This window comes from Actinoplanes subglobosus, from assembly GCF_042650585.1.
In the GTDB taxonomy this organism is placed as follows: Bacteria; Actinomycetota; Actinomycetes; order Mycobacteriales; family Micromonosporaceae; genus Actinoplanes; species Actinoplanes subglobosus.
In genome coordinates this window covers 83446-108786 of sequence record NZ_JBHSBL010000018.1, presented here as the reverse complement: position 1 = coordinate 108786, position 25341 = coordinate 83446, and the positions used below count along the sequence as shown (strand labels likewise).

20 protein-coding genes and 1 tRNA gene are annotated in these 25341 nt (G+C 70.2%); 8 read left to right on the top strand and 13 right to left on the bottom strand.

Annotated features, from left to right (window positions below; genetic code table 11):
- Window positions 1-132: 132 nt before the first annotated feature.
- The 4 genes from rho to ACFO0C_RS22385 all read right to left on the bottom strand — a co-directional run bounded on the left by rho (window position 133) and on the right by ACFO0C_RS22385 (window position 7991).
- The gene (rho, locus tag ACFO0C_RS22400) at window positions 133-2130 is read right to left on the bottom strand and encodes a transcription termination factor Rho (protein ID WP_378068625.1); all 1998 of its coding nucleotides are present in this window, start codon (window positions 2128-2130) and stop codon (window positions 133-135) included.
- A 315-nt stretch (window positions 2131-2445) separates the two neighbouring features.
- Window positions 2446-3390, bottom strand: a complete 945-nt coding sequence (gene thrB, locus ACFO0C_RS22395; RefSeq protein WP_378068624.1) for a homoserine kinase — start codon at window positions 3388-3390, stop codon at window positions 2446-2448.
- Window positions 3391-3410: 20 nt separating this feature from the next.
- Window positions 3411-4667, bottom strand: a complete 1257-nt coding sequence (locus tag ACFO0C_RS22390) for an MFS transporter (protein WP_378068623.1) — start codon at window positions 4665-4667, stop codon at window positions 3411-3413.
- A gap of 63 nt (window positions 4668-4730) precedes the next feature.
- Complete coding sequence (locus ACFO0C_RS22385; RefSeq protein ID WP_378068622.1) at window positions 4731-7991, bottom strand: efflux RND transporter permease subunit; 3261 nt, start codon at window positions 7989-7991, stop codon at window positions 4731-4733.
- A 153-nt stretch (window positions 7992-8144) separates the two neighbouring features.
- Here ACFO0C_RS22385 and ACFO0C_RS22380 point away from each other — a divergent pair, with 153 nt between their 5' ends.
- The gene (locus tag ACFO0C_RS22380) at window positions 8145-8624 is read left to right on the top strand and encodes a MarR family transcriptional regulator (protein WP_378068621.1); all 480 of its coding nucleotides are present in this window, start codon (window positions 8145-8147) and stop codon (window positions 8622-8624) included.
- Here ACFO0C_RS22380 and thrC read toward each other — a convergent pair.
- The 4 genes from thrC to argS form a co-directional block, all read right to left on the bottom strand.
- A complete protein-coding gene (gene thrC, locus ACFO0C_RS22375) occupies window positions 8621-9670 on the bottom strand; it encodes a threonine synthase (protein WP_378068620.1) in 1050 nt (349 codons plus the stop codon). The genes ACFO0C_RS22380 and thrC overlap by 4 nt on opposite strands.
- Window positions 9671-9801: 131 nt before the next feature.
- Window positions 9802-11100 carry a homoserine dehydrogenase gene (locus ACFO0C_RS22370; RefSeq protein ID WP_378068619.1) on the bottom strand — a complete coding sequence of 433 codons (1299 nt, stop codon included), beginning with the start codon at window positions 11098-11100 and terminating at the stop codon, window positions 9802-9804.
- Complete coding sequence (gene lysA / locus ACFO0C_RS22365; protein ID WP_378068618.1) at window positions 11097-12482, bottom strand: diaminopimelate decarboxylase; 1386 nt, start codon at window positions 12480-12482, stop codon at window positions 11097-11099. Before lysA ends, ACFO0C_RS22370 begins: the two co-directional genes overlap by 4 nt.
- A 3-nt stretch (window positions 12483-12485) precedes the next feature.
- Window positions 12486-14147 (bottom strand): arginine--tRNA ligase, encoded by a 1662-nt coding sequence (gene argS / locus ACFO0C_RS22360; protein ID WP_378068617.1) that lies wholly within the window; start codon window positions 14145-14147, stop codon window positions 12486-12488.
- Window positions 14148-14233: 86 nt separating this feature from the next.
- On the opposite strand from argS, the gene ACFO0C_RS22355 reads away from it, so the two are divergent.
- From ACFO0C_RS22355 to ACFO0C_RS22345, 3 genes are all read left to right on the top strand, one after another.
- On the top strand, window positions 14234-15028 hold the full coding sequence (locus ACFO0C_RS22355; protein ID WP_378068616.1) for a DUF3105 domain-containing protein: 795 nt from the start codon (window positions 14234-14236) through the stop codon (window positions 15026-15028).
- 3 nt (window positions 15029-15031) lie between these two features.
- Window positions 15032-15673, top strand: a complete 642-nt coding sequence (locus tag ACFO0C_RS22350) for a DUF305 domain-containing protein (protein WP_378068615.1) — start codon at window positions 15032-15034, stop codon at window positions 15671-15673.
- A 105-nt stretch (window positions 15674-15778) separates the two neighbouring features.
- Window positions 15779-15850: transfer RNA gene (locus tag ACFO0C_RS22345), tRNA-Arg, on the top strand.
- A gap of 586 nt (window positions 15851-16436) precedes the next feature.
- On the opposite strand, the gene ACFO0C_RS22340 is transcribed toward ACFO0C_RS22345, so the two are convergent.
- From ACFO0C_RS22340 to ACFO0C_RS22330, 3 genes are all read right to left on the bottom strand, one after another.
- Entirely contained in the window at window positions 16437-18455 is a 2019-nt protein-coding gene (locus tag ACFO0C_RS22340; protein WP_378068614.1) for a capsular polysaccharide synthesis protein, read from the bottom strand.
- A gap of 77 nt (window positions 18456-18532) precedes the next feature.
- Complete coding sequence (locus ACFO0C_RS22335) at window positions 18533-20065, bottom strand: serine/threonine-protein kinase (protein WP_378068613.1); 1533 nt, start codon at window positions 20063-20065, stop codon at window positions 18533-18535.
- Between the two features lie 91 nt (window positions 20066-20156).
- Window positions 20157-20516 carry a nuclear transport factor 2 family protein gene (locus ACFO0C_RS22330; RefSeq protein WP_378068612.1) on the bottom strand — a complete coding sequence of 120 codons (360 nt, stop codon included), beginning with the start codon at window positions 20514-20516 and terminating at the stop codon, window positions 20157-20159.
- A 62-nt stretch (window positions 20517-20578) separates the two neighbouring features.
- Here ACFO0C_RS22330 and ACFO0C_RS22325 point away from each other — a divergent pair, with 62 nt between their 5' ends.
- From ACFO0C_RS22325 to ACFO0C_RS22315, 3 genes are read left to right on the top strand one after another with little or no spacing between them, the layout of a single operon-like run.
- Entirely contained in the window at window positions 20579-21037 is a 459-nt protein-coding gene (locus tag ACFO0C_RS22325) for a hypothetical protein (RefSeq protein WP_378068611.1), read from the top strand.
- 40 nt (window positions 21038-21077) lie between these two features.
- Entirely contained in the window at window positions 21078-21665 is a 588-nt protein-coding gene (locus ACFO0C_RS22320; RefSeq protein WP_378068610.1) for a TetR/AcrR family transcriptional regulator, read from the top strand.
- A complete protein-coding gene (locus ACFO0C_RS22315; protein WP_378068609.1) occupies window positions 21665-23215 on the top strand; it encodes an MDR family MFS transporter in 1551 nt (516 codons plus the stop codon). Before ACFO0C_RS22320 ends, ACFO0C_RS22315 begins: the two co-directional genes overlap by 1 nt.
- Before the next feature lie 70 nt (window positions 23216-23285).
- Here ACFO0C_RS22315 and ACFO0C_RS22310 read toward each other — a convergent pair whose 3' ends face one another.
- Window positions 23286-23642: an STAS domain-containing protein gene (locus ACFO0C_RS22310; RefSeq protein ID WP_364076990.1), complete on the bottom strand. Its 357-nt coding sequence runs from the start codon at window positions 23640-23642 to the stop codon at window positions 23286-23288.
- 295 nt (window positions 23643-23937) lie between these two features.
- Between ACFO0C_RS22310 and ACFO0C_RS22305 the strand changes: the two genes are divergently transcribed.
- Window positions 23938-24915 carry a helix-turn-helix transcriptional regulator gene (locus tag ACFO0C_RS22305; RefSeq protein ID WP_378068608.1) on the top strand — a complete coding sequence of 326 codons (978 nt, stop codon included), beginning with the start codon at window positions 23938-23940 and terminating at the stop codon, window positions 24913-24915.
- A 7-nt stretch (window positions 24916-24922) separates the two neighbouring features.
- Here the strand turns inward: ACFO0C_RS22305 and ACFO0C_RS22300 are convergent, their stop codons facing one another.
- Complete coding sequence (locus ACFO0C_RS22300) at window positions 24923-25252, bottom strand: hypothetical protein (RefSeq protein WP_378068607.1); 330 nt, start codon at window positions 25250-25252, stop codon at window positions 24923-24925.
- Window positions 25253-25341 lie beyond the last annotated feature (89 nt).

Here is a 25341-nt window from a genome sequence, read left to right as displayed (position 1 = left end):
GGGCGCCTCCGGAGTGTCGAGCGACGGGGATACCGGAGGTTCGCACGACCCTGGATGGGCCGAATCGGACAGGCGGTGCGACAAAAACGACGCAGCCCACCCGATTGGGTGGGCTGCGTCGTTTATGCGTGGTTACTCGCCAGGCGTGGACTTGGCGATCTGCATCAGGAACTCGATGTTGGTCCGGGTCTGCTTGAGCCGGTCCATCAACAGGTCCAGAGCAGCGCCGGACTCCAGTGAGCTGAGCACCTTGCGGAGCTTGTGGATGATCGCCAGCTCCTCCTTGCCCAGAAGGATCTCTTCCTTACGGGTGCTGGAGGCGGAGACGTCCACGGCCGGGAAGATCCGCTTGTCCGCGATCTTGCGGTCGAGCTTGAGCTCGGCGTTACCCGTGCCCTTGAACTCCTCGAAGATCACCGTGTCCATCATCGAGCCGGTCTCCACCAGCGCGGTCGCGAGGATGGTGAGCGAGCCACCGTTCTCGATGTTGCGCGCGGCGCCGAGGAAACGCTTCGGCGGGTAGAGCGCGGTCGAATCGATACCACCCGACATGATGCGGCCGGAAGCCGGCGCCGCCAGGTTGTACGACCGGCCGAGACGCGTCACCGAGTCGAGCAGCACGACCACGTCGTGACCCAGCTCGACCAGCCGCTTCGCCCGCTCGATGGCGAGCTCGGCGACCGTGGTGTGGTCCTGCGGCGGACGGTCGAACGTGGCCGCGATGACCTCGCCCTTCACCGTGCGCTGCATGTCGGTGACCTCTTCGGGCCGCTCGTCCACGAGCACGACCATCAGGTGGCACTCGGGGTTGTTGCGGGTGATCGCGTTGGCCAGGGCCTGCAGGACCATCGTCTTACCGGCCTTCGGCGGGGAGACGATGAGCGCGCGCTGGCCCTTACCGATCGGCATCACCAGGTCGATGATGCGGGTGGTGAGGATGTGCGGCTCGGTCTCCAGCCGCAGGCGCTCCTGCGGGTAGAGCGGGGTGAGCTTGTAGAACTCGGGACGACGGCGGGCCTCGTCCGGCTCCATCCCGTTGATGGTGTCGAGACGGACCAGCGGGTTGTACTTGTCCCGCCGCTGCCCGTCGCCGCCACCGTCACGCGGGGTGGACCGCACGGCGCCGGTCACCGCGTCACCGCGGCGCAGCCCGTACTTCTTGACCTGCGACATCGACACGTAGACGTCGTTCGGCCCGGAGAGGTAACCGGTGGTCCGCACGAACGCGTAGTTGTCCAGCACGTCCAGGATGCCGGCGACCGGGACGAGCACCTCGTCCTCTGCCACGTGCGGCTCCCGGCCCTCACGCTGGCCGCCGCTGCGCTCCTCGCGGGGGTTGTCGTCACGGTCACGACCGCGGCGACGGTCACGGAACCGGCTGCGCCGGCTCCGGCGGCCGCCATCACCGTCATCGTCCCCGTCGTCGTGACCCTGGCCGTCACGCGGGCCACGGTCGTTGCCGCGGTCGTCGCGCTGCTGGTTGTCACGCTGCTGGTTGTCGCGCTGACCGTCACGCTGCTGGTTGTCGCGCTGCTGACCGTCACGCTGCTGACCGTCGCGCTGGTTGCGCTGCCGGTCCCGGTTGCGCTCGGGACGCTCGCCCCGCTCGGGACGCTCGCCCCGCTCCGGGCGCTCGGTGGGCTCGGCAGCGGGCGCGGGCGCCTCAGCCGTCACGGCGGCGGGAGCCTCGGCTGCCGGAGCGGCCGCGGTCTCCTGCTGGCGCGGAGCGTTCTCCCGGGAACCACGCTCACGGCGGCTCCGGGACGGGCGCTCGGCCGGAGCGGACTCGGCCGGAGCGGCTGCGGTCTGCGGGGCCTCGGCCGGAGCGGCCTGAACGGGGGCCGGTGCGACGGCGTCGGAGCCGTTGGTGCGCGGGCGCGGAGCCGTCTCGGCTGCGGCAGCGGCGGGGGCGCCGCCGCTCTGGCGCTCGGTGATCGCGGCGATCAGCTCGCCCTTGCGCATCCGGGCGGTGCCGGAGATGCCGAGGGAGGCGGCGAGGCTCTGCAACTCGGGCAGCAGCATGGCGGACAGCCCGGTGCCGGCCCGGCGGCGCTTCGTAGCCGTCGCGGTGGTGCCTGCGCCGTCAGCGACGTCAGAAACACCCGACGTCACGTCGGTGGTGTCGCTCAATGGATTCCTTCCGTCGGAAAAAGCCCGAGTCCACCCGGAACTTGCAGCCTTGGGCCGGGTGCCCTCGGAACCCGCTTCGCAACAGCGGCGCGGGAGTTCGTGCAGCACGGCAGCTCGACGGTATCCCTGCCCGTCGACTGTCGGCGGGTAGGTCTCGGCGAGTGCAACGATCTATCGACTGCTGCCCGGCGTTTGCCTTGATGAGAATTGAGAAAGGCCAGAAGGCCCAGAAATCTCGGGGGTGCGCCGAACCGCTGAGATCGCTTGCTTCGCGGCTGTGCCAGGTCTTGAGCCGTGCTCAGAAGAAGAGCGTAGTCAACTCGTGCGACCTGCGGCAACAGGACCCCGCTCGGCGTGTTCCACCATACCCCCTTTCACACGAGCACCGGCGTCATCCACGCCCAGCACTTCGCTGTGCCAGTGCGCACCCGGCGCGAAATCGCCCGGGACCTCGGTCAGCGCCAGCACGGTCGGACCGGCACCGCTGACCACGGCGGCCACTCCGGCCGCACGGAGCGCCGCCACCAGAGCGGCCGTGGCCGGCATCCCCGCGGCACGATAGCCCTGGTGAAGCCGGTCCTCGGTGGCCGGGAACAGCAGCGACGGATCACTCGTGAGAGCGTGGGTGAGCAGCGCGGCCCGCCCGGCGTTGAACGCGGCGTCGTGATGCGGCACCTCGGCCGGCAACGCGGCCCGCGCGGACGCCGTGAAGCCCAGCTCCGCCGGAACGAAAACCGTCGGGCGCACGCCCTCGGCCGGGGTCAGCTTAACCGCCCGGGCACCACCCGGCTCGGTCCAGGCCACCGTGAACCCGCCGAGCAGGCACGGAGCGACATTGTCCGGGTGGCCCTCGATGCGTGCCGCGATGCGCAGCGCGGCCGCGTCGTCGATCAGGTCCAGGCCGCCGGCGATCAGACCGCGGGCCAGCTGCACCCCGCCGACGATCGCCGCCGACGAGCTGCCCATGCCACGGGCCTGCGGGATCCGGTTGACGCACTCGACGGCCAGGCCGGGCGGCCGCGCCCCCACCTCGTCGAAGGTGGTCAGCATCGCCCGGATCACCAGGTGGTCGGCGTCGGTCGGCAGCTCACCGGCGCCCTCGCCGCGCACGGTCACGACGAACCCGCCGTCGGTCACCCGCGCCGACAGATCGTCGTGGAGAGTCAGCGCCAGGCCCAGGGAGTCGAAGCCGGGGCCCAGATTGGCGCTGGTCGCCGGCGTGCTGACGGAGACCGTTTCGGTGACGAAGGTCAAGCCCATCGCCACATGCTAGGGCGTGATCATTTCGGCGGAAGCTCCCCGGTACCGGTAATCCCGAATGTCGGCTCGGCCGAGGGACGGAGCCGACGGGTGGCGATCCGCCAGCCGATCGCGTAGGTCAGGGTGATCGACGCGCACCCCGCGATGATCCAGGCCGGGTCGACGCGGTCGATCGCCGTGCCCGCGACCAGCTGGCTCACCGCGATCGCGAGCGTCGCCAGCATCATGTCGGTCGCGAACACCCGGCCACGCAGCGCGTCCGGCACCTCGCCCTGCAACGCGTAGTTGGACAGCACCCAGTTGCTGCCGCCGGCGAAGTGCGCGACGAAGACCAGCGCCGCCACCAGCGGGAACCACTGCGCGAACGCGACACCCAGGTAGCCGACGCCGTACAGGCCCATGGACAGCGCCAGGCCCGGCAGCAGCCAGGACGGCCGGTTCAGCACCGGGCGCATCACCAGCGGTCCGACCAGTGCACCGGCGCCGCGCAGCGCGAACAGCAGCCCGGCACCCAGCGCACCCACCCCGTGCGCCGCCGCGATCAGCGGGAACACGGTCAGCACCCCGTTGCCGAGGCCGACCGCGGACTTCACCGTCACCAGGGCGCGCAGCCGCGGCCGGGCGGCGATGTAGCGCAGCGATTCGAGGAGAGCGGCAAGGGCGCGGACCGGCTCGCCTCCGCCGCTGCGCGGCGCCTGCATCGGCCGTCGGATCAGCGTGGTGAGAAGGCTTCCGGTGAGCAGGCAGACGGCGGTCACAGCAAAGCAGATGTACGGGCTGAAAGCGCTGCTGACCACTCCACCGAGCGACGCGCCCACCACCGTCATGGTGCCCCAGGCGGAGCCCGCGATCGTGTTCGCCGCCGCCAGGTCCTCCGGGTCCACCAGGTTCGGCAGTGCCGCCGACGCCGCCGGGGAGTAGAACGCCTTCGACACCGCGATCGCCCCGACCGCGACAAGTGCCAGCGGGGCGGTGGCCTCGGAGCGGACCGCGAACAGCAGCAGCACCGACAGGAACGCCGCGGCGTTCGACACGATCAGGATCTTGCGCCGGTCCACCCGGTCGGCGACCGTGCCCGTCCACGGGAGCAGCAGCGCCAGGATTCCGGTGTCCACGGCCAGCACCATCGCGCCCAGGGTGCCGCCGCCGGTCAGCTCCGGGAGCAGTACGAGCAGCGGCACCATGACGAACCAGTCGGCGCCGAAGACCACCAGCTCGGCCGCGAACAGGCGGCGGAAGTCACGGTTGCGGGTAAGGACCGAGAAGGCTGCTGGCACGTACCGAACAATAACGGCGATGCCCGGCCCCACCGGGGACCGGGCATCGCTTCGCGTTACCGGCTACTCAGCCGGTTTGGCCGGCTTACGGGGCATCTTCAGGACCTCGAACTGGTCGGTGAACCCGCGCAGCGCGCCCCGGCTCTCCGACCGGGCCTCGTGCGCGCCACCGCTGGAGTCCGGCGCCGTCCCGGCCGGCACCAGGTCGTCGGCCGCGTCGTCGGCGGCGTGCTTCGGCGAGCCGGCCGCACCCTGCTTGCGCAGCCGCTTGGCCTGGCGCTTGGCCCGGCTCTTCTCCTTGCGGTTCTCCACCATGGTGTAGAGCGTCGGCACCAGCACCAGGGTCAGCAGCGTGGAACTGACCAGACCGCCGATCACCACGATGGCCAGCGGCTGCGAGATGAAACCGCCCTCGCCGGTGAGGCCCAGCGCCATCGGGATGAGCGCGAAGATGGTCGCGATCGCGGTCATCAGGATCGGGCGCAACCGGTGCCGGCCGCCCTCGATCACGGCCTCGCGTACGCCGTACCCCTCGGCCCGGTAATGGTTGATGAGGTCCAGCAGCACGATGGCGTTGGTCACCACGATGCCGACCAGCATCAACACACCGATCAGGGCCGGTACGCCGAGCGGGGTGCCGGTGATCAGCAGGAGGCCGATCGCGCCGGTCGCCGCGAACGGGATCGACACCAGCAGGATCACCGGCTGGAGCAGGCTGTGGAAGGTCGCGACCATGATGATGAAGACGATCGCGATGGCGGCCAGCACGGCCAGGCCGAGCTGCTCGAACGCCTCCGCCTGGTCGGCACCGACGCCGGCGATGGTGATCTCCGCGCCGGGCGGCGTCTCCAGGGCGTCCAGGGCGCTGGTGAGATCGGCGTTGACCTTACGGAGGTCGGAGCCGACGACGGCGCCGGTGACGCTGGCGGTGCGGTTGCCGTCGGTCCGGGTGATCGTCGGCGGACCGCCGACCTCCTTGACGTCGGCGACCTGGTCCAGCGGGACCACGCCACGGGGAGTGGTCAGCGGCAGGGCCCGCAGCGCGGCCGGGTCGGCCGGTGCCGAGCCGAACGAGATCACCACGTCCTCGCTGGCGCCGTCGACGCTGATCTGACCCGCCGGGACGCTGCGGAACATGCCGGCCACGGTCTGGCCGATCTGTGCCTCGGTGAGCCCGGCGGCAGCGGCGGCCTTGCGGTCGACCTCCACCTCGAGCCGCGGCACGCTGGCCACCAGGGTGGTGTCCACGTCGGTGACACCGGCGATGCCGGCCATCGCGGCCCGGACCTGCTCGGTGGTCGTCGCCAGCACCTCGTTGTCGGACGCGGAGACCTGCACGGCGAGCTGGCTGCTGCCCAGCCCCGAGCTCTCCTGACCGATCTTGACCTCACCGACCCCCACCAGCGCGGTGAACTGCTCGTTCAGCTCGTCGGTGACCTGCTCGGCGTCGGCGTCCTCGTCCAGCGCCACGTTGTAGCTGGCGGTGCCGGAACCGCCGCCACCGGCGAACGGGTTGGCCGAGTTGCCGCCGACGGTGACCTGGTAGGTGGTGATGTCGGCGCGGGCGGCGAGGACGCCCTCGACCTTCTTCGCCGCCGCGTCGGTGGCGGCCAGGCTCGTGCCGGGCGGCATCTCCTGGCTGATGGTCAGGCTGTCCTGGCCCGACTCGTCGAGGAAGTTGGTCTCCAGGCGGGTGGAGAGGGCGAACGTGCCGATCAGCACCGCGATGCCGATCATCACGGTGATCCAGCGCTTGGTGGTGGCGAACCGGATCACCGGCAGGTAGCCGCGCTGGAGCGGGCTGCGCAGTTCCTTCTCCTCGGCGGCCTTGCGGATCGCCTCGTTGTCGGCGCCCGCGGGCGGCGGCTTGAGGAACCAGTAGGCCAGCACCGGCACGATGGTCAGCGACACGAACAGCGAGGCCAGCAGCGCCACCGTCACGGTGATCGCGAAGGACGAGAAGATCTGCCCGACCAGCCCGCCGACCAGGGCGATCGGGGTGAAGACGGCGACCGTGGTGAGCGTCGAGGCGACCACCGCACCGGCCACCTCCTTGACCGCACCGAGGATGGCGTGCACCTTCTCCTCGCCGTACTCGAGGTGGCGCTTGATGTTCTCCAGCACCACGATCGAGTCGTCCACCACCCGGCCGACCGCGATCGTCAGTGCGCCGAGGGTGAGCAGGTTGAGGGTGTAGTCGCCGACCCACAGGGCGATCAGCGCGACCAGCACGGACAGCGGGATGGAGACCGCGGTGACCAGCGTCGAGCGGACGCTGAGCAGGAAGACCAGGATGACGATGACCGCCATCGCGAGGCCGAGCAGGCCCTCGGTGGTCAGGCTCTCGATGGACCGCTCCACGTAGGGCGCCTGGTCGGTGATGACCGTGAGCGTGGCGCCCGAGTCGGTCTGGAGCTCGGCGAGCATGTCGCGGACCGCGTGCGAGATCGAGACCGGGTTGCCGTCGGGACGGGCCGTCACCGCGATGCCGAGGCTGTCCACCCCGTCGGTCCGCGTATACGACTCGGCGGCCGGCAGCTTGCTCTCGACCGCGGCGACGTCACCGAGGCGGACCGGGCCACGCGAACCGGTGACGTAGACGTTCTCGAGCTGGTCGACCGTGGTGATCGGGGTGCCGACCTGCACGGTCAGCGACTTGTCGGCCTGGGTGACCGCGCCGGCCGGGATGGAGACGCCGTTGGCCTGGAGCACCGTGGTCAGCGACGCCGGGTTGACGCCGGCCGCGCCCATCTTCGCCAGGTCGGGCGTGATCACGACCTGCTTGGCACGGGCCCCGGTGATCTGGGTGTCGCGGACGCCCTCGATGCCGTTGAGCTCCGGCACGACGGTCTCGTTGAGCTTGCGGAGCAGGTCGGCCTCGTCGGTACCACCGGAGGCGGCCAGCACGATCGCCGGGATGTCGTCGGTGCCGCCGGCGAAGACCTGCGGGTCGACGCTCTCCGGGAGCTGCGCCTGGATCCGGTTGATCGAGGTGGTGACCTGGTTGACGGCGGACTCGATGTCCGTGCCGAACTCGAACATCACCACGACGCTGGACGCGTTCTCGCGGGAGGTCGACGTCACCGTGTCGATGCCGTCGATGCCTTTGACCGCGTCCTCGATCGGCTTCGTCACCTGTTCCTCGACCGTCTCCGGCGAGGCTCCGGGCAACACCGCGCTGACGAACGCGGCGGGCAACTCGATCGAGGGGAAGAGCTGCTGCTTGAGGGACGGGATCGCATAGAGCCCGAAGCCGCTGATCACGACCGCGATCAGGGCGACGAGACCTCGGTTGGCAAGGCTGAGCCGTGTCAGAGCTGACATGGGCGCTCCCCCGAGATTGGTTCGGTCGATACTGATAGTTTGCATGACACGAACAAATGGTTTTTCACCGGGGCCGCTGGTACCGTCCCGGAAACAGGAACGTGACAAAAGGAGCGGGCGCTGGGCCAGAAAGAGAAGCTCATCGCGGACATCATGGGTTCGTCGATCCAGCTCGAGCACCTGTTCGCCGACGACCGGTCGGACCCGCTCTTCTCGTCGCACCTGACGATGTCGCAGCTCAAGATCATGTTGCTGCTCTCCCGGCACGGAACGCTCGCCGGTGGCGAGCTCGCCCGGATGCTCGGCGTCGGCGCCGCCGCCCTCAGCGGCATGATCGACCGTCTCGTCGTGCAGGACCTGGTCACGCGCACGGAGGACATGAACGATCGGCGGGTTCGCCGGATCGGACTCACGAGGGCGGGCACCGAAGTCATCGAGGGCATCATCACGGCAGGAGTGGCGAAGCAGCGCGAACTCCTCAGCCGGCTCTCAGCGGAGGAACTCTCGATCGTGGCCCAGGCCATGGAGCTGTTGGTCCGCGAGGCGGGATGCCAGGCAGCTGAAGAGGCCGCAGCCAGTCTGTCAGACCATGCTGCGGCCGATCCGGAAACCGGTGAAACCCAGGCGCGTTAGGCCAGGTCGAGGGCCTTCGCGGCGGTGAGGGCGTCGTTCGGGATGACGGTCGGGGACGGGGCGGTCGAGATCGCCCACTCCGGGTCCTTCAGACCGTGGCCGGTCACCGTGCAGACCACCCGCGAGCCGGCCGGGATCAGCCCCGCCGCCGACTGCTGCAGCAGGCCCGCCACGCTGGCCGCGCTGCCCAGCTCGACGAAGACGCCGACCTCACGGGCCAGCAGGCGGTACGCGTTAAGGATGTCCCGGTCGGTGACCGCCGAGATCAGGCCACCCGACGCGTCCCGCGCGTCCAGCGCCTTGGTCCAGCTCGCCGGGTTGCCGATGCGGATCGCGGTGGCGATCGTCGACGGCTGCTCGACCACCGCGCCGTTCACGATCGGGGCCGCCCCGGAGGCCTGGAAACCGAACATCTTCGGCAGCTTCGAACTGTTCCCCGCCTCCTTGTCCTCCTGGTAACCCATCCAGTAGGCGGAGATGTTGCCGGCGTTGCCGACCGGCAGGCAGTGGATGTCCGGCGCGTCACCGAGCGCCTCGACGATCTCGAAGGACGCCGTCTTCTGCCCGTGCAACCGGAAGATGTTCACCGAGTTGACCAGGGCGACCGGGTAGTCCTGGGAGAGCTTCGAGGCCAGCGCCAGGCAGTCGTCGAAGTTGCCGTCCACCTGGAGCAGACGGGCTCCGTGGACCAGCGCCTGGGCCAGCTTGCCGAGCGCGATCTTGCCCTGCGGCACGAGCACCGCACAGGTGATGCCGGCCCGCGCGGCATAGGCCGCGGCGGAGGCACTGGTGTTGCCGGTGGACGCGCAGATGATGGCCTTCGCGCCGTCCTCGACCGCCTTGGAGACGGCCATCGTCATACCCCGGTCCTTGAAGGAGCCGGTCGGGTTGGCCCCCTCCACCTTGAGGTAGACGTCGGCGCCGACCCGCTGGGACAGCACCGGCGCCGGCACCAGAGGAGTGTTCCCCTCGTGCAACGAGACCACCGGGGTGGCGTCGGAGACCGGCAGACGGTCCCGGTACGCCTCGATCAAGCCCCGCCACATGGCCGTACTCCTCACCTACGTCGGGAAGTCGGGCACAGCGTGCCCGATCCATCCGGCCCCTGGGACCGGATGCCCATTATTCAGGACGATGACAGACGGCCTCGACATTGTCGCCGTCCGGGGGCCGAGCACTAGCCGGCTCCCCCCTCGACACGCAGCACGCTCGCGATCGACCGGACGATGTCCAGCCGCGACAGCGCCTCGACCGTGGCGGCCAGCGCCGCGTCCGGAGCACTGTGGGTGACGATGACCAGTTTCGCGTCGTCCTCCCGGCCGGACTGCCGGACCGTCGCGATCGACACCTCGTGATGGGCGAAGACCCCGGCCACGGTGGCCAGGACACCCGGCTTCTCGGCCACGTCGAGACTGATGTGGTAACGGGTCAGCGACTCGCCGATCGGGCGGACCGTCAACTCGGCGTAGTTGCTCTCACTCGGCGCGCGGGTCCCGGTCAGCTTGTTGCGGGAGGCCGCGACGATGTCACCGAGCACCGCGCTCGCGGTCGGGCGGCCACCGGCACCCCGGCCGTAGAACATCAGCGGACCGGCCGCCTCGGCCTCCACGAAGACCGCGTTGAAAGCGTCGCCGACGCTGGCCAGCGGGTGCGACAGCGGGATCATCGCCGGGTGCACGCGGACGCTCACCGAATCGGCGGTGCGCTGGGCGATGCACAGCAGCTTGATCGTGCAGCCCATCTCCCGGGCGCTGGCCATGTCACCGGCGGTCACCCCGGTCATGCCCTCACGGAACACGTCGGCGGCGGTGACCCGGGTGTGGAAGGCGAGCGAGGCGAGGATCGCGGCCTTCGCGGCGGCGTCGAAGCCCTCGACGTCGGCGGTGGGGTCGGCCTCCGCGTACCCCAGCTCGGTCGCCTCCTCCAACGCCTCGTTGAAGCCCGCGCCGGTCGCCGCCATCGAGGAGAGGATGAAGTTCGTCGTGCCGTTCACGATGCCGGTGACCGCGGTCACGCGGTCACCGTGCAGCGACTCGCGCAGCGGCCGCAGCAGCGGGATCGCACCGGCCACCGAGGCCTCGTAGTAGAGATCGGCACCGCCCTCGACCGCCGCGTCGTGCAGCGCCCCGCCGTCCTCGGCGAGCAGGGCCTTGTTGGCCGTCACCACGCTCTTGCCGGCGCGCAGCGCCTCGGTCAGCCAGGTCCGGGCCGGCTCGATGCCGCCGACGACCTCGATGACCACGTCCACGTCGTCGCGTTTGATCAGGCCCAGCGCGTCCGTGGTGAACAGCGACGGGTCGACCGGCAGGTCGCCGCGCTCCCGGCCGAGCCGCCGCACCGCGATGCCGACCAGTTCCAGCGGGGCACCGATACGGGCGGTCAGGTCCTCGGCCTGTTCGTGGAGCAGCCGAACCACTTCGGAACCGACGACTCCGCAGCCGAGAAGGGCCAGGCGGATCGACTTGACGGGGCTCATCCGACATCCAATGCAAGCAGGTCGTCCTCGGTCTCCCGCCGCACGATGACACGGGCGGCGCCGTCGCGCACCGCCACCACGGGGGGCCGAGGAACGTGGTTGTAGTTGCTGGCCATGCTCCGGCAATACGCGCCGGTCCCGGGGACCGCAATAAGATCTCCGGGCTGCACGTCGCTGGGCAGGAATTCATCCTTCACGACAATGTCCCCGGACTCACAATGTTTTCCCACAACGCGGGCGAGCAGCGGCTCGGCGTCACTGCGCCGGTTGGCCATCGTCGCCGAGTAGGAGGCGTCGTAGAGAGCGGTACGGATGTTGTCGCTCATCCCGCCGTCCACGCTCACGTAGGTGCGGATGCCGTCGACGTCCTTGACCGTCCCCACCTCGTAGAGCGTGAAGACCGCGGGGCCGACGATGGCCCGCCCCGGCTCGATCGACAGGTGCGGCTTGCGCAGCGAGGCCAGCTCGCACTCCGACTCGACGATCTTGTTGATCCGCTTGGCCAGATCGCCGGGCGTCGACGGGTCGTCCTGCGTGGTGTAGGCGATACCGAACCCGCCACCCAGGTCCAGCTCCGGCAGCTCCACCCCGCGCGCGTCCCGGATCTGCGCCTGCAGCTCCAGGATCCGCCGGGCGGCCACCTCGAACCCGCTGGTGTCGAAGATCTGGGAACCGATGTGCGAGTGCAGGCCGCGCAGGTCGAGCACGCCCTCGTCGAGAATCTGCGCCGCCGCCGCGAACGCAGCCCCGCCGGCCAGCGAGAACCCGAATTTCTGGTCCTCGTGCGCGGTCGCGATGAACTCGTGGGTGTGAGCCTCGACACCGACGGTGACGCGGAGCAGCACGCCGGGCCGCTTGTTCAGCTCTCTGGCCAGCTCACTCAGACGGGCGATCTCGTGGAACGAGTCCACGATGATCCGGCCGACCCCGGCGTCCAGCGCCCGGCGCAGCTCGGACACCGACTTGTTGTTGCCGTGGAAGCCGATCCGCTCGGGCGGGAACCCGGCCGCCAGCGCCACCGCCAGCTCACCACCGGAGCAGACGTCGAGGAAGAGCCCCTCCTCGTCGATCACCCGGACCACGGCCTTGCAGATGAACGACTTGCCGGCGTAGTAGACGTCCGCCTCGGCGAAGGCCGCCTTGAAATCGCGGCAGCGGGCCCGCAAGTCCTCCTCGTCGAGCAGATAGGCCGGCGTGCCGTAGTCGGCCGCCAGATCGGCGACGCTCACCCCGCCGATCTCCAGACCCCCGGCATCCGTCCTGGTCACGGTCCGCGGCCAGAGCTGCGGCACCAGGGCGTTGACATCCTCAGGGGTACGCAGCCAGGCCGGCCCGCGGCTGCCGAGGTCACCGTGCAGGGCCCCGGCCTCGTGTGCGCGCATGCCCTACATCCTCTCCGGCGCGGAGACCCCGAGGAGGTCCAAACCGTTGGCCAGCACCGTTCGGGTGGCCTCGGCCAGCCACAGCCGCGACTGGGCGAACTCGGAGGCCGGCTCGTCGCCCTTGGGCAGCACCTGGCAGGCGTCGTAGAACCGGTGGTAGTCGGTGGCCACCCGCTCCTCCAGGTAGACCGCGATCCGGTGCGGCTCGCGCAGCTCGGCGGCCGTGGCGACCACCGCCGGAAAGTCGCCCAGGGTCTTCAGCAGGTTGCGCTCGCGCTCGTGGGAGAGCAGCGCGGGGTCGTACCCCTCGCCGCGGTTGACCTTCTTCTCCTCGGCGTTGCGCAGCAGCGAACAGATCCGGGCATGCGCGTACTGCACGTAGAAGACCGGGTTGTCGCTGGAGTTCTTGGTGATCTCCTCGATGTCCAGCGTCAGCATGGAATCGGTGGAGGACCGGGCCAGCGAATACCGGGCGGCGTCCGGGCCGACCGCCTCGACCAGCTCGTCCAGCGTGATGATGTTGCCGGCCCGCTTCGACAGCCGGACCGGCTGGCCACCACGGACCAGGTTGACCAGCTGGCCGATCAGGATCTCGATGTTCTTCGCCGGGTCGTCGCCGGCACACGCGGCGATCGCCTTCAACCGGCCGATGTAGCCGTGGTGGTCGGCGCCGAGCAGGTAGATGCAGCGGTCGAACCCGCGCTCCCGCTTGTTGATGTAGTAGGCCGCGTCGGCCGCGAAATACGTCTTCTCACCGTTGGACCGGATCAGCACCCGGTCCTTGTCGTCGGTGAAATCGGTGGTACGCAGCCAGATCGCGCCGCCGTCCTCGAAGATGTGGCCCTGCTTGCGCAACTCGTCGATGGCGTGCTCGACCGCGCCGCCGTTGTGCAGCGTCTGCTCCGAGAACCAGACGTCGAAGTGCACGCCGAAGCGCTCCAGACTCTCCCGGATCTCCTTGAGCATCAGCTCGTAGCCACGGGCCAGGAAGATCGGCATGGCCTGCTCGGCCGGCTGCCCGACCAGGCCCGGGTCGGCCTCGGTGATCTCCTTGGCGATGTCGGTGATGTAGTCGCCGACGTAACCGTCCTCGGGGGTGGGCTCGCCGTTGGCCGCCGCGAACAGCGACCGGGCGAACCGGTCCACCTGCGCGCCCGCGTCATTGATGTAGTACTCGCTGGTCACCTCGGCACCGGCGGCGGCCAGCACCCGGCGCAGCGAGTCGCCGACCGCGGCCCAGCGGGTGTGGCCCAGGTGGATCGGGCCGGTCGGGTTCGCCGAGACGAACTCCAGATTCACCTTTTCGCCGGACAGGGCGTCGTTGTGGCCGTACGCTGAGCCGGCCTCGACCACCAGCCGGGCGAGCGCGCCGATCGACGCGTTGGTCAGGCGGATGTTGAGGAAGCCCGGCCCGGCGATCTCCACCGCCTCGATCCCGTCCCGGCGGCCCAGCTCCTCGGCGAGCCCCGCGGCCAGCTCACGCGGGGCGACGCCGGCCTTCTTGCCGACCTGCAGGGCCAGGTTGGAGGCGTAGTCGCCGTGCTCGGGGTTGCGCGGCCGCTCCACCGTCGTCGCGGCGGGCAGCAGCGCGACGTCGAGTCCGCGCGTCTCGAATACGGCACGAGCGGCTGAGAGAACGGTGTCAGCAAGGTTGGCGGGAGTCACTCAGCCATGCTATCGGGGGTAGACTTCGGCGTTCGGCGGCCACCCGAGCCCCGCCCCTTCCCGTTTTGACGAATCGACGAGGCACGATGAGCATGAGCACCCCGGGGCCCGAACGGGTCCCGTCCACCGTCAAGGTCGACAAGACCACCGGCCAGGGCAAGCCCCCGGCGGGTGGCTCCGGCGCCAACCGGCCCGGCGGTTCACGCCCGTCCGGCAACAAGGGTGGCAAGGGCAAGGGCCGCAAGCCGGTCACCCCGGTAAAGGTCGCAGGCGGCCGCAACTGGGGCCCGATCGCCGTCGCCGGTCTCGTCGTGGTCGTCGCGGTCGGGATCATCGGCTGGGGTGTGCTGGCCTCCGTCAAGACCGACAAGCAGAACGCCGTGCCGTGGGAGGAGCGGGCCGCCGCCATCACCGGCCTCGTCAACTACCGCGAGACCAACCCCGACCTGGTCAAGGGCAGCCAGCACAAGAGCGGCACCCTGACCTACGAGCAGTCCCCGCCGGTCGCCGGCGAGCACAACCCGACCTGGGAGAACTGCAACGGCGTCGTCTACACCGAGCAGATCCCCAACGAGCACGCGGTGCACAGCCTCGAGCACGGCACGGTGTGGCTCGCCTACCGCCCGGACCTGCCCGCCGACCAGGTGGCCACGCTCGCCGCCAAGGTCGAGGGCAAGGAGAAGACCATGATGAGCCCGTTCCCCGGGCTGACCAACGCCGTCTCCCTCCAGGCCTGGGGCTACCAGCTCAAGGTCGACACGGTGGACGACCCGCGGATCGACGAGTTCATCAAGTCCCTGCGGGTGAACGCGTCGATCGAGGGCCCGACCGCCCTCTGCGACCGTGGCGTCTCCGTCACCGGCAGCACCCCGCAAGGCTGATCCGTGTCCGACTCCCTGCCTGAGGGCGACCCCACGCCCGCGCCGTCCCGGTTCAGTTACTGGATCCCGGTGGCGCTGGTGGTGGGGCTTGCCCTCGGCGTCGCCATCGGCTTCCTGGTGCCGCGCGGGGAGGCTCTGCCCGCCGACGACTCCGCCGAGGCCGGCTTCGCCCGGGACATGACGACCCACCACACCCAGGCCGTCGAGATGGGGCTGATCGCGTACGCGCAGGCCTCCGACCCCGAGGTGCGGACCATGGGCGTCGACATCGCCCTCAACCAGCAGGGCCAGATCGGCATGATGCAGGCCTGGCTCCGCGAGTGGAATCTGCAGCCGACCGGCGACCAGCCCGCCATGGCCTGGATGCCGGACGGCGCGGAGAGCGTCGTCAACGGCCTGATGCCCGGGATGGCCACGCCCGAGGAGATGACGAAACTCCGCGAGTCGAAAGGCATCGAGGGCGACCGGCTCTTCCTGCAGATGATGATTAAGCACCACCTGGGCGGCGTCCACATGGCCCAGGAGGTCGTCGAGGTGAGCAAGGACGAGGAGGTCGTCGAGGCCGCGCAGCTGACCATCAACAGCCAGCAGCGCGAGATGACCGACATGAAGGCGCTACAGGAGAAGCTCGGCGCCGCCTCCTGACCAGGCATTACCGACGGGCCGCCGGGCTTACCCGGCGGCCCGTCCGTTTTCGGCGATACCGGTTGGCCCGTCCCGCAGGGGTACTGCTAGGCTCATCATCACTGAGCCCCCGTAGCTCAGGGGATAGAGCGTCGCCCTCCGGAGGCGAAAGCGCAGGTTCGAATCCTGCCGGGGGCACGAGCGACGAGTGATCTCTGTCCGCGGGAAGCGCGGACCTTGATCGCTCGTTTTCTTTTTCTGCTGTGGGGCCCGAGGCCCCAGACCCCGCGTCACGGCATGTTCCAGTGGCTGCTGTGCACCCGGGTTCTTACGCGGACATCGTGTTCGTCGGGGTGACTGCCGCGCATCCGGCAGGTCCGGCCCTGGTATCCCGGAACCCTCGTTGGCTCCGGCCATAAACGTTGATCGGCTTCGGGTCAGGGCTCGAACTGGGAGCCATCAGGACGGTCAGGCACCTCTCGTCGAATCTCGACAGGTCCGCAGGGGTCGTCGGTGGCGCCCAGGGAATGAAGAAGGGTTGCCAACCCGAGACCTCCGAAGAAGCCGTCAGCGACGGAGGTGAAAGCGCCTGGCCCGCCTCGGCGATAATTTTCGCGCATGGGTGCTGTACAGCATTGTTTACGGGGCGGCAAAGAGTCTGCCGGAACCAGTTCTCCCAACACAGATCGCTCATGCGATCAGGAGAGAATGGCGCACACCTTTTCAGGTGAGCTGGCTACCTGATCTGCACGATGCCGCTGTGCCGGGCGGGGCAGCCACGATGTCAGTGGTCGCCGCGGATGATGCGGGCCAGGTAGGACTCGCTGCCGCCGAAACCGGACGGGAGCTGGTGCCGGAGTTTGTGCACGAACGCGCCCTCCGTGATCGTCTGGAACATCTCCGGGTCGTACGGCCGGAGCAGCACCGACTGCAGCGCATGAGGTGGTGTCGCGTTGAGCCGGAGCCCGGACTCCCATTCGCCGCGGAACCGGTCGTCCAGGCGGTACAGCATCTCGAAGATGTGGTGGTGGAGCAGGAAGTCGACGATCTCCCCGCGTTTCTCCCACCACAGGAACGACGCGGCCCGCCACAGGTGCATGACGTAGCTGTCGGGCCGGCTCGCCAGGAACCAGTTGACCAGGTATGGGCCGGTGTAGTTGAACGCGAACACGCTGCCCTTGGCGAGTGCCCGGTCGATGTGCGGCCGCAGCGGCTCGGTGACCAGGCAGGTGGCGTCCACCCAGACGCCGCCGAACTTCTCCAGCAGCAGCATCCGCAGCAGGTCGGAGAAGTGGTAGTGGTCGCCCTCCAGTGCGGCGGCCAGGTCCTCCGGCACGTCGACGTACGCGCCGATCGTCGCCAGCGTCAGTTCGTGCACCGTCGAGTCCGGATTGTTGGCCCGCAGCGCGGCCAGGCAGGCCCGCACGACCGGCGGGGCGGCCTCGAAACCCTGCGCCCAGTAGACGAAGATCGGCTGGTCGAAGGTGGTCGGCACCGGCCGGGCCAGTCGCTGCTCGGCCTGCGTGCGGATCTGGCCGAGGTGCTCGGCGAGGAAGACGCCCAGTTCGCGGCGGGCGCCGAAGGACGTGACGTCGGAGTCGAGCAGGGCCGTCCCGTCGAACGGCAGTTTGGTGTCGTGGGCGAGTGCCGCGGCTGAGGCCTGCCGGCTGTCGTCGCGGCGTTTGAGCTTGTCGTAGGCGAGCGCCAGCGCGTAGCCCCGCTCGAACGCCTCCGGCCGTTTCGCCACCGCACCGCGCAGCAGCTGCTCGGCGGCCGCCCAGCGCCCCTCGGTGAGCGCGATGCGGCCCAGCTCCCAGGCTGCCTCGCCGTCCGGGTCGCCGGCCTTGACCACCTGGCGCAGCCCGGTGACGGCGGTCCCGGTGTCGCCCTCGGCCAAGGCCAGCCGGGCTGCGGCCAGCGGATCGCCGGCCACCAGCGCACGCAACGCCGCAACCTCATCGGGTGTCTGCGGAACGAAGCCGGACACCTGCCCAACGAAAGCGGACGCCAGCGGAACGAAGCCGGACGCCTGCGCGGAGCCGGACGCCTGCCCAACGAAAGCAGACGCCTGCGCAACTGAGCCGGACGCCTGCGCACCTGAGCCGGACGCCTGCGCAACGAAAGCGGACGCCTGAGGGAGGAAGGCCGACGCCGGCGGGACAAAGGTCGCGCGCATGGTCCGGCGTGACGGCGACGCGTCCGGCTCACCGGTCCACTCGTGGACGTACACGTCGTCGTCGGGGGTGGAACCGTCGAAGTGCCGGACCGGCGCCGTCGTGGCGGTGAGTGTGAAGTCGTACCAGATCGCCGCGCCCTGCCCGGCTCCGAGCCGGACCCGGACATCGCGGGCGCCGTCGGGGACGGTGAAGGTGATGTCGAGCCGGTGGTGCCCGTGCTCGTTGCGCGCCGGCCGGGAGCGGGCCGAGGCCGGCTCGTCGGTGGCCCATTCGGCGGCCAGCCGCGGCGGCGGGCCGGTGAGCGGTTCGGCCAGGAAGACCGACACGCTCGCGGTGTAGGTCCCGGGCGACGGGACGGTGCCGGCCGGGGTCACCGCGGCACCACCACGACCGGGAACGATCACCTTGAGGCCGGTCACACCGGGCCGGCCGGGCACCTCGGCGCGCTCGGCGGACACCGTCTCGGGCACGTCGACGCCGTCCGGGGCGACCCGGAAGCCGGGGTCGGGGGCGAGGTTGAGCAGCGACGGCGGAGTGGGGGCCGGCACGGGCTGCTGCTGCGGCGGGGTACGGCGGAGCACCGCCCGGAACCGGGTGAGCCATTCGTCGGGTGCGGTCGCCGTCATCGATGTCCCTTTCGCAGCGTGCCGCCGCAGTTTAGTCGGACATCCGACGCCGTCCGGCAGCGAGCGGACGAACGGAACTACAACGGCAGCACCACCGCGGACGGCTGCCCGCCGGCGCAGGTCACGGTCATCCGGTAGCGCGCCGTGTCACCGGCGAAGACCACGGCCACGGCGAGGTCCGGCCCCGGGTCGGCCCGCTCCACGACGAACCCGGCGCGCGGTTCCCAGGCGAGCAACTCGGCGCCGGCGGTCACGCATTTCGCCTGCACCGACCCGCCGGGCGACTCCAGACGGGTTCCCTCCGGCGGCCGCACCGATACGGACGGCGAGACGGACACCGTCGCACTCGGTTGTGGGGTGGTCTGTGAGGGCGCGGTCGATTCCGGGGCGCGCGACGGGGTGTTGCTGCTGGATCTGTTCGTGGGAGCCCGCTCGGGACGGCCCGTCGCCGTGGGTGAACGGGAGTGCGCCGGGGCGCCGGCATCGGCGGAATGCGTCACCGAGGGTGAGACGGCGGGCGGGGCGGCGACTCCGGGTGATCCGGCCGGGTCGCCGTCTCCGGCGGCGAGGGCCAACGGCACGACGGCGGCCAGCGTCGCGGTGACGGCTGCGGCGGACAGCCGCGCCTTCTTCGATGGATTCGGTACGCCCACCCGCCCCGTCCCCACGCGGGCAGCCGTTCCGCGCGCCCGTGGTGGAAGCGTCGTCCGGCCCTGGATCACGGGGCGGGTGTCCGCACCGGCTGCGAAATCGGGCGCGTCCGGCCGTACCGGATCAGGCTCGGTCGTGACGGCAGCGGCCTCGGCCGCGTCACCCAGCAGGTCTGCCACCTGCGCCGCGTCCGGCCGTGCGGCTGGGTCCTTGGCCAGACACCAGGTGACCATGTCGATGACCTCGGGCGGCACCCCGGGCTGGCCGCCCAGCGTGTCGGGCTCCTGGTAGACGTGCGCCTTGAGCATCTGGGTGGTGGTCTCGACGCTCCACGGCGCGACCCCGGCGAGCAGCCGGTAGAGCATCACGCCGAGCGCATAGACGTCGGAGGCCGGTTCGATGGCGCCGCCGGTGAGGCGTTCCGGCGCGAGGTAGGCGGGCGTGCCGAGCAGGGCGTCCTCGGGTGACGCGGGCCCGGCGACGGCCGCGATGCCGAAGTCGACGACCTTGGCCCCGGCCGGGGTGACCATGACGTTGGCGAGTTTGATGTCACGGTGCACGAGACCGTCGGTATGCGCGACGGCGAGGGCGGTGGCCACCTCGCCGCAGATCCGGAAGACGGTGCGCGGCGGAATCGGGCCGCGGGCGACACGTTCCTGGAGAGTGGGGCCGTTCACCAGTTCCATCACCACATAGGGGACCGGCTGCCCCTCTTCGTCGGACTCGCCGAAATCGTAGATCTGCGCGATGTTCGGGTGCGAGAGGGTCGCCGCGGCCCGCGCCTCGTGCAGGATCCGGGCCCGGAACCGATCATCACCGGCATAGCGTCCGGCCAGCACTTTCACCGCGACCGGGCGGTCCAGCACCTCGTCCAGCGCCCGCCAGACGACCGCCATGCCGCCACGGCCGAGTTCGTTCTCCAGCCGGTACCGGCCGCCGAGTTTCCGCTCCGCCTCCACCCGACGCAGTGTGCCTAAATACGCGCCGATCCGCACATCCGAGCACTCCTCCAATGCCATTCATGTTTCACGTTTCGCATTTCCTCCGCGATCATTCCCGCGGTTCCTGCATCCACCATTCGGTGAACTGGCGCGCCTGCCCGGTGAGGTCCAGGCGCAGCACCCACAGATTGCGGAAACTGCGCCGCGGATAGCAGGTGGACGCCTCGATCACCGACATCTCGCCGGTGACGATCAGCGGATGCCAGGCGAACTTCGTGCTGTGCGGCCGGTCCTGACGGTCCAGCCAGCCGGCGAGGATCGCCTCCCGGCCGATCCACGGTTTCGCGTAGGGCGCGGTGAAGTAGGCCGCGTCCTCGGCGAACAGCTCCCGGATGTCGCGCGGGTCGTTGGACTCCCACGCCTTGCGATATTTCTCCACCCAGGCGGTCACCGCGTCCAGGTCCGTCATGCCCGTCTCCCCTCCCGGTCCCCTCACCACCCTGCCAGGCCCGCGGCCGTAGGGTCTCCTCCATGACGGATAGCTGGCGGCATCTCCCCGCTCCGGCCCGCCCGATCGCGGCCGCGGCCACCGCCGGTGTCGAGGCGGTCCGGGCCGGCGATCACGCCGCGCTCGGCGAGGCGGTGGCCGATCTGGCGGCGCTCGACGTGGCGCGGACCGGGCTGGTGCTCGGTACGGCGGTCCGGTTGCTGCTGGAGGACGGGCATCCGGACGGGCTGGCCGCCGAGGACGTGCGGGCCGCCCTGGCGAGTTGTGTCCGGTCGTGGCCGGACGCCGATCCGCAGGTGGTGCTCTGGCTGCTGGCCGCGGCGCTGGGCGTGCTCGACGAGGACGGGGCACCGCCGCCGAAACCGGACGTGCTGGCCCGGCACGCCGCGGTGCTGCTGGCCGATCTGCTGGCCGGGCGCCCGATCGCGCCGTGGTGGACGGCGGCACTCGCCGAGATCGAGCGGGCCCAGCTCAACGATTAAAACTTTGCAGAAACTGCAAGTTTGGTTCTAACCTCTCCGCGTGCCCGTGGAGAACCCCACCCTGCCCGGACGCCGGGAACAGAAGCGCCTGCAGACCCGCCTCGCGCTGATCACCGCCGCGCTCCGTCTCGCCGACGAGCGCGGCGTCGACCGGATGACCGTCGACGAGATCAGCGCGGCCGCCGAGGTGTCGCCGCGCACGTTCTTCAACTATTTCGCCACCAAGGAGCACGCCCTCGTCGGCGACCCGCTGGAGGACTGCGCGGTCCCCGCCCTCGGGGACCTCCCACTGCTCGACGCCCTGCTGGACGCATTGCGGCCGACGTTCGAGCAGATTCAGCGCGACCGTGACCTGTGGCTGCTCCGGATGCGCGTGATCGCCGCCAATCCACAGCTGCTGCCTCTGCTCATCGCGGCCGCGTCCACCGCCGAGCAGCGACTGTCCGGGGCCATCGCCGCCCACGGGGGCCACCCCCCGGACCACCCGCGCCCGCAGGTCGTCGCCGCGGTGGCCAACGCCGCCGTCCGGGTGGCGCTGATCCGCTGGGCCGGGGCCGGCGACGCCCGCCCGCTGATCGAACACGTCCGTGAAGCCTTCGCCATCCTCCACGATCTGAAAGAAAGCTGATGACAGCAGTAGAACCCGAAACCGCCGAGGCCTCCGGCCGCATGTCCCACAAGGAGGTGGTGCAGGCGCTCTCCGGCCTGATGCTCGGCATGTTCGTCAGCATCCTGGCCTCCACCGTGGTCGCCAACGCCCTGCCCCGGATCATCGCCGACCTGGACGGTAGCCAGTCCGTCTACACCTGGATCGTCACCACCGAACTGCTCGCCATGACGGCCACCGTCCCGCTCTGGGGCAAGATGGCCGATCTCTACAGCAAGAAGCTGCTGATCCAGCTCTCACTCGGCCTGTTCGTGGTCGGTTCGCTGGTCGCCGGCCTCACCCCGAACGTCGAGGTGCTCCTGGTCAGCCGGATCATCCAGGGCGTCGGCGCGGGCGGCATGACCGCGCTCGCGATGATCGTGATGGCCGCGATGATCCCGCCGCGGGAGCTGGGCCGCTACTCCGGCATGTTCGGCGCGGTCTTCGGCGTCGCCACCATCGCGGGCCCGCTGATCGGCGGCGTCCTGGTGGACACGTCGTGGCTCGGCTGGCGCTGGTGCTTCCTGGTCGGCGTGCCGTTCTCGCTGATCGCGATCGCCCTGCTGCAGAAGACCCTGCACCTGCCGGTGGTCCGCCGTGAGGTCAGCATCGACTGGCTTGGCGCGCTGCTGATCACCGCGGGTGTCAGCACCCTGCTCGTCTGGTCCACCCTGGCCGGTCAGCACTTCGACTGGGCGTCCTGGCAGACCGCGGCTCTGGTCACCGCGGGCGTGGTGATCCTCGCGCTGGCCGTCTGGGCCGAGTCGAAGGCCAAGGAGCCGATCATCCCGCTCGGCATCTTCCGGCACCGCACGGTCACCCTCGCCATCGTCGCCAGCGTGCTGGTCGGTGTGGCGATGTTCGGCGGAACGGTCTTCCTCTCCCAGTACTTCCAGGTCTCGCTCGGCAAGTCGCCCACCGTGGCCGGGTTGATGGGCCTGCCGATGATCTTCGGGCTGCTCGTCTCGTCCACCGTGGCCGGTGCCCTGATCACCAAGTTCGGCAGGTGGAAGGCGTACCTGGTCGCCGGCTCGATCGTGATGACCGCCGGCATGCTGCTGCTCAGCACCATCGACGCGCACACCGCCGTACCGGTGATCTCGGCCTACATGGCGATCCTCGGTGTCGGGGTCGGACTGCTCATGCAGAACCTGGTGCTGGCCGCGCAGAACGACGTACCGGCGGCCGAGCTCGGCGCCACCACCTCGGCGCTGACGTTCTTCCGCAGCATGGGCGGCTCGATCGGCGTCAGCGCGCTCGGCGCGGTGCTGACCCATCGGGTCACCACGCTCTTCAGCGAGAAGTTCGGCGCCGCCGCCGGCGACGGCGAGGCGAAGGTCCCCGACCTGGAGACCCTGCCGCCCGAGATCCTCACGGTGATCAAGGAGATCTACGGTACGGCCACCGCCGACCTGTTCCTGGTCGGAGCGCCGATCGCGTTCCTGGCGGTGATCGCGGTGCTCTTCATCAAGGAGAAGCCGCTCTCCACCCTGTCGGGTGACGAGCGGCTCAAGCAGGAGTCGTTGCACTGACCCCGTCGTGGAGGCCGGTCGATGTCGGTCGGCCGGCCCTCCCCGCACGGGTGAATCAGGCCTCGGCAGGTCAGGACGGGCGCAGGCCCACCGACGTGCGAGGCGCCGGCGGCTCGGCACAACCGAGCAGGCCGACCAGACCGGACACCCAGAGCTGCCGGTAGACCGTGGCACTGGGGTGGCTGACCACCAGCTTCACGCCGCTCGCCGCGGCGGTGTGGAAGCAGGCGACCAGGATCCCGATCCCGATGCTGTCGATCAGCATGACCCGCTGGAGGTCCAGACAGATCCGGCTCGGCGTCATACCGGTCAGGACGTCGTTGACCGCGTCCCTCATGACGTGAGCGTTGTCCAGATCGATCTCGCCGCTAGGGGCGATCTCCACGGTGCCGTCGGCCAGCTGGCGGGTCGTGATCGGCAGATACACAGCTGCCCTCTTCCTGGCGTCCCGGCCTTCTGGGCCGACGCCGATCCTTCCGCGGGACACGGTGGCGCCGACCGGAGAAGAGGGGTCGTGCGCTGAGCGGCATTCGCGGGGAACGCCGACCGGAACCCGCGTTCCTACAACAATCCGCTGGTCTGCAAGTTACGCCACGTAGGCGCGGAACGCCAGAGTAGTTCATATGGCCGGAATGTGCTGGAACGGTCACTGCGTGGCGGGCACGTTGACTGTCTAACGACCTGACCGAATACTCACCGTATGCGTTGGGGCACAAGGCGGCATGGTTGATCCCCTGCCGCGCGCCGGTGCGGCGCCGGACACCGTCTACTTCGACAGCGTCGACGGCGATCGGGCCCGACAGGTCCTGAATCGTTTCTACCGCCCGGTGTCCGCCGACGGGGATCTCAAACTGGGCGTCGAGGTGATCCGACTCGGTCCGCTCACCGTCGGTCATCTCACCTTCGCCGGGAGCGCGACGCTGGACTTCCCGTCGCTGGCCGCCTACCACGTCACCGTGCCCACCACGGGGCTCGTCCGGGCGCGCCGGGACGAGCACGAGGTGACCGCCACGCCGGCCACCGCGCTGGCGTTCCGGCCCGGCGACCGGGTCCAGCTACGACCGGAACCGAACACCGCCGAACTCGACGTGCGGATCGGGAGCGCGGCACTCGAGGCGGAACTGATAGCGCTTCTCGGCCACCCGATCGACGGGCCGATCGACCTGCCGCCCTCCTTCGATCTCACCGAGGGCCCGGCGCACAGCTGGAGCCGGCTCGTCCGGCTGCTCCGCGACGAGCTCGACCACGAGAGCAGCCTGATCTTCGAACCGCTCATCGCGGAGCAACTGTGCAGCAGCGTGCTCAGCGGCCTGCTGCTCAGCGTGCCGCACCGGTACGCCGCCGAACTCGTCGCGCCGGCCGCCGCCGGGCCGCCCCGGTCCATCCGCCGGGTCCTCGACGCGATCTGCGACGAGCCGGAACGCGCCTTCACCGTCGGCGAGCTGGCGGCCGTCGCGGGCACGAGCGTCCGCTCGCTCCAGTCCGGGTTCCGCCGGCACGTCGGCAGCGCGCCCATGGCGTACCTGCAACAGGTCCGGCTGACCCGTGTCCACGAGACGCTCCGCACCGGCGACCCGGCGACGATCACCGTCGCCGACGTGGCACACCGCTGGGGGTTCGCACACCTCGGCCGGTTCGCGTCCGCCTACCGCAAGCGCTTCGGAGAGTCACCGTCGGAGACCCTGCGGACGACCACCTGAACGGGTGTCACTCCCCCGGGTCACCACAGCGCCGCGGCTGCGCCACCCCGTCGGCCCGGCGATCCGCGCCCGGCGCCCCGAACAGGTGCCCCCGTGGAGGGACCCAGTCACGCCAGGGGGCCAGCCGCGGCGGCACCGCGGCCGTCGCGCCGTCCCCGGCGGCACATTGCGCGCGCAGGAACGCCACGACGCGCTCGGCTGCCGCCCCGCCGTTCTCGGCCAGGCTCCGCAGCACCCTGGGGTCGGCGTCGTCACCCTCACGCAGCAGTGCGGCCAGGCCGGCCAGCGCCTGGACCACCTCGGAGGCGTCACGCTCGGCATCCCACACGCCGGTCACGCCCGCGCTCCCCCACGCCGGCCCGGCTCGTACATACCTCTGGCTGTGCGGTCGGTCATGCAGTGCATCCCCTCACCCCGACACGTACC

Excerpts from the sequence above, each read along its gene's own strand:
- thrB (WP_378068624.1), bottom strand. The coding sequence starts at position 3,390 with ATGGGCTTGACCTTCGTCACCGAAACGGTCTCCGTCAGCACGCCGGCG.
- ACFO0C_RS22385 (WP_378068622.1), bottom strand. The coding sequence starts at position 7,991 with ATGTCAGCTCTGACACGGCTCAGCCTTGCCAACCGAGGTCTCGTCGCC.
- ACFO0C_RS22380 (WP_378068621.1), top strand. The coding sequence starts at position 8,145 with ATGGGTTCGTCGATCCAGCTCGAGCACCTGTTCGCCGACGACCGGTCG.
- thrC (WP_378068620.1), bottom strand. The coding sequence starts at position 9,670 with ATGTGGCGGGGCTTGATCGAGGCGTACCGGGACCGTCTGCCGGTCTCC.
- ACFO0C_RS22370 (WP_378068619.1), bottom strand. The coding sequence starts at position 11,100 with ATGAGCCCCGTCAAGTCGATCCGCCTGGCCCTTCTCGGCTGCGGAGTC.
- lysA (WP_378068618.1), bottom strand. The coding sequence starts at position 12,482 with ATGCGCGCACACGAGGCCGGGGCCCTGCACGGTGACCTCGGCAGCCGC.
- ACFO0C_RS22355 (WP_378068616.1), top strand. The coding sequence starts at position 14,234 with ATGAGCATGAGCACCCCGGGGCCCGAACGGGTCCCGTCCACCGTCAAG.
- ACFO0C_RS22340 (WP_378068614.1), bottom strand. The coding sequence starts at position 18,455 with ATGACGGCGACCGCACCCGACGAATGGCTCACCCGGTTCCGGGCGGTG.
- ACFO0C_RS22330 (WP_378068612.1), bottom strand. The coding sequence starts at position 20,516 with ATGACGGACCTGGACGCGGTGACCGCCTGGGTGGAGAAATATCGCAAG.
- ACFO0C_RS22325 (WP_378068611.1), top strand. The coding sequence starts at position 20,579 with ATGACGGATAGCTGGCGGCATCTCCCCGCTCCGGCCCGCCCGATCGCG.
- ACFO0C_RS22315 (WP_378068609.1), top strand. The coding sequence starts at position 21,665 with ATGACAGCAGTAGAACCCGAAACCGCCGAGGCCTCCGGCCGCATGTCC.
- ACFO0C_RS22305 (WP_378068608.1), top strand. The coding sequence starts at position 23,938 with ATGGTTGATCCCCTGCCGCGCGCCGGTGCGGCGCCGGACACCGTCTAC.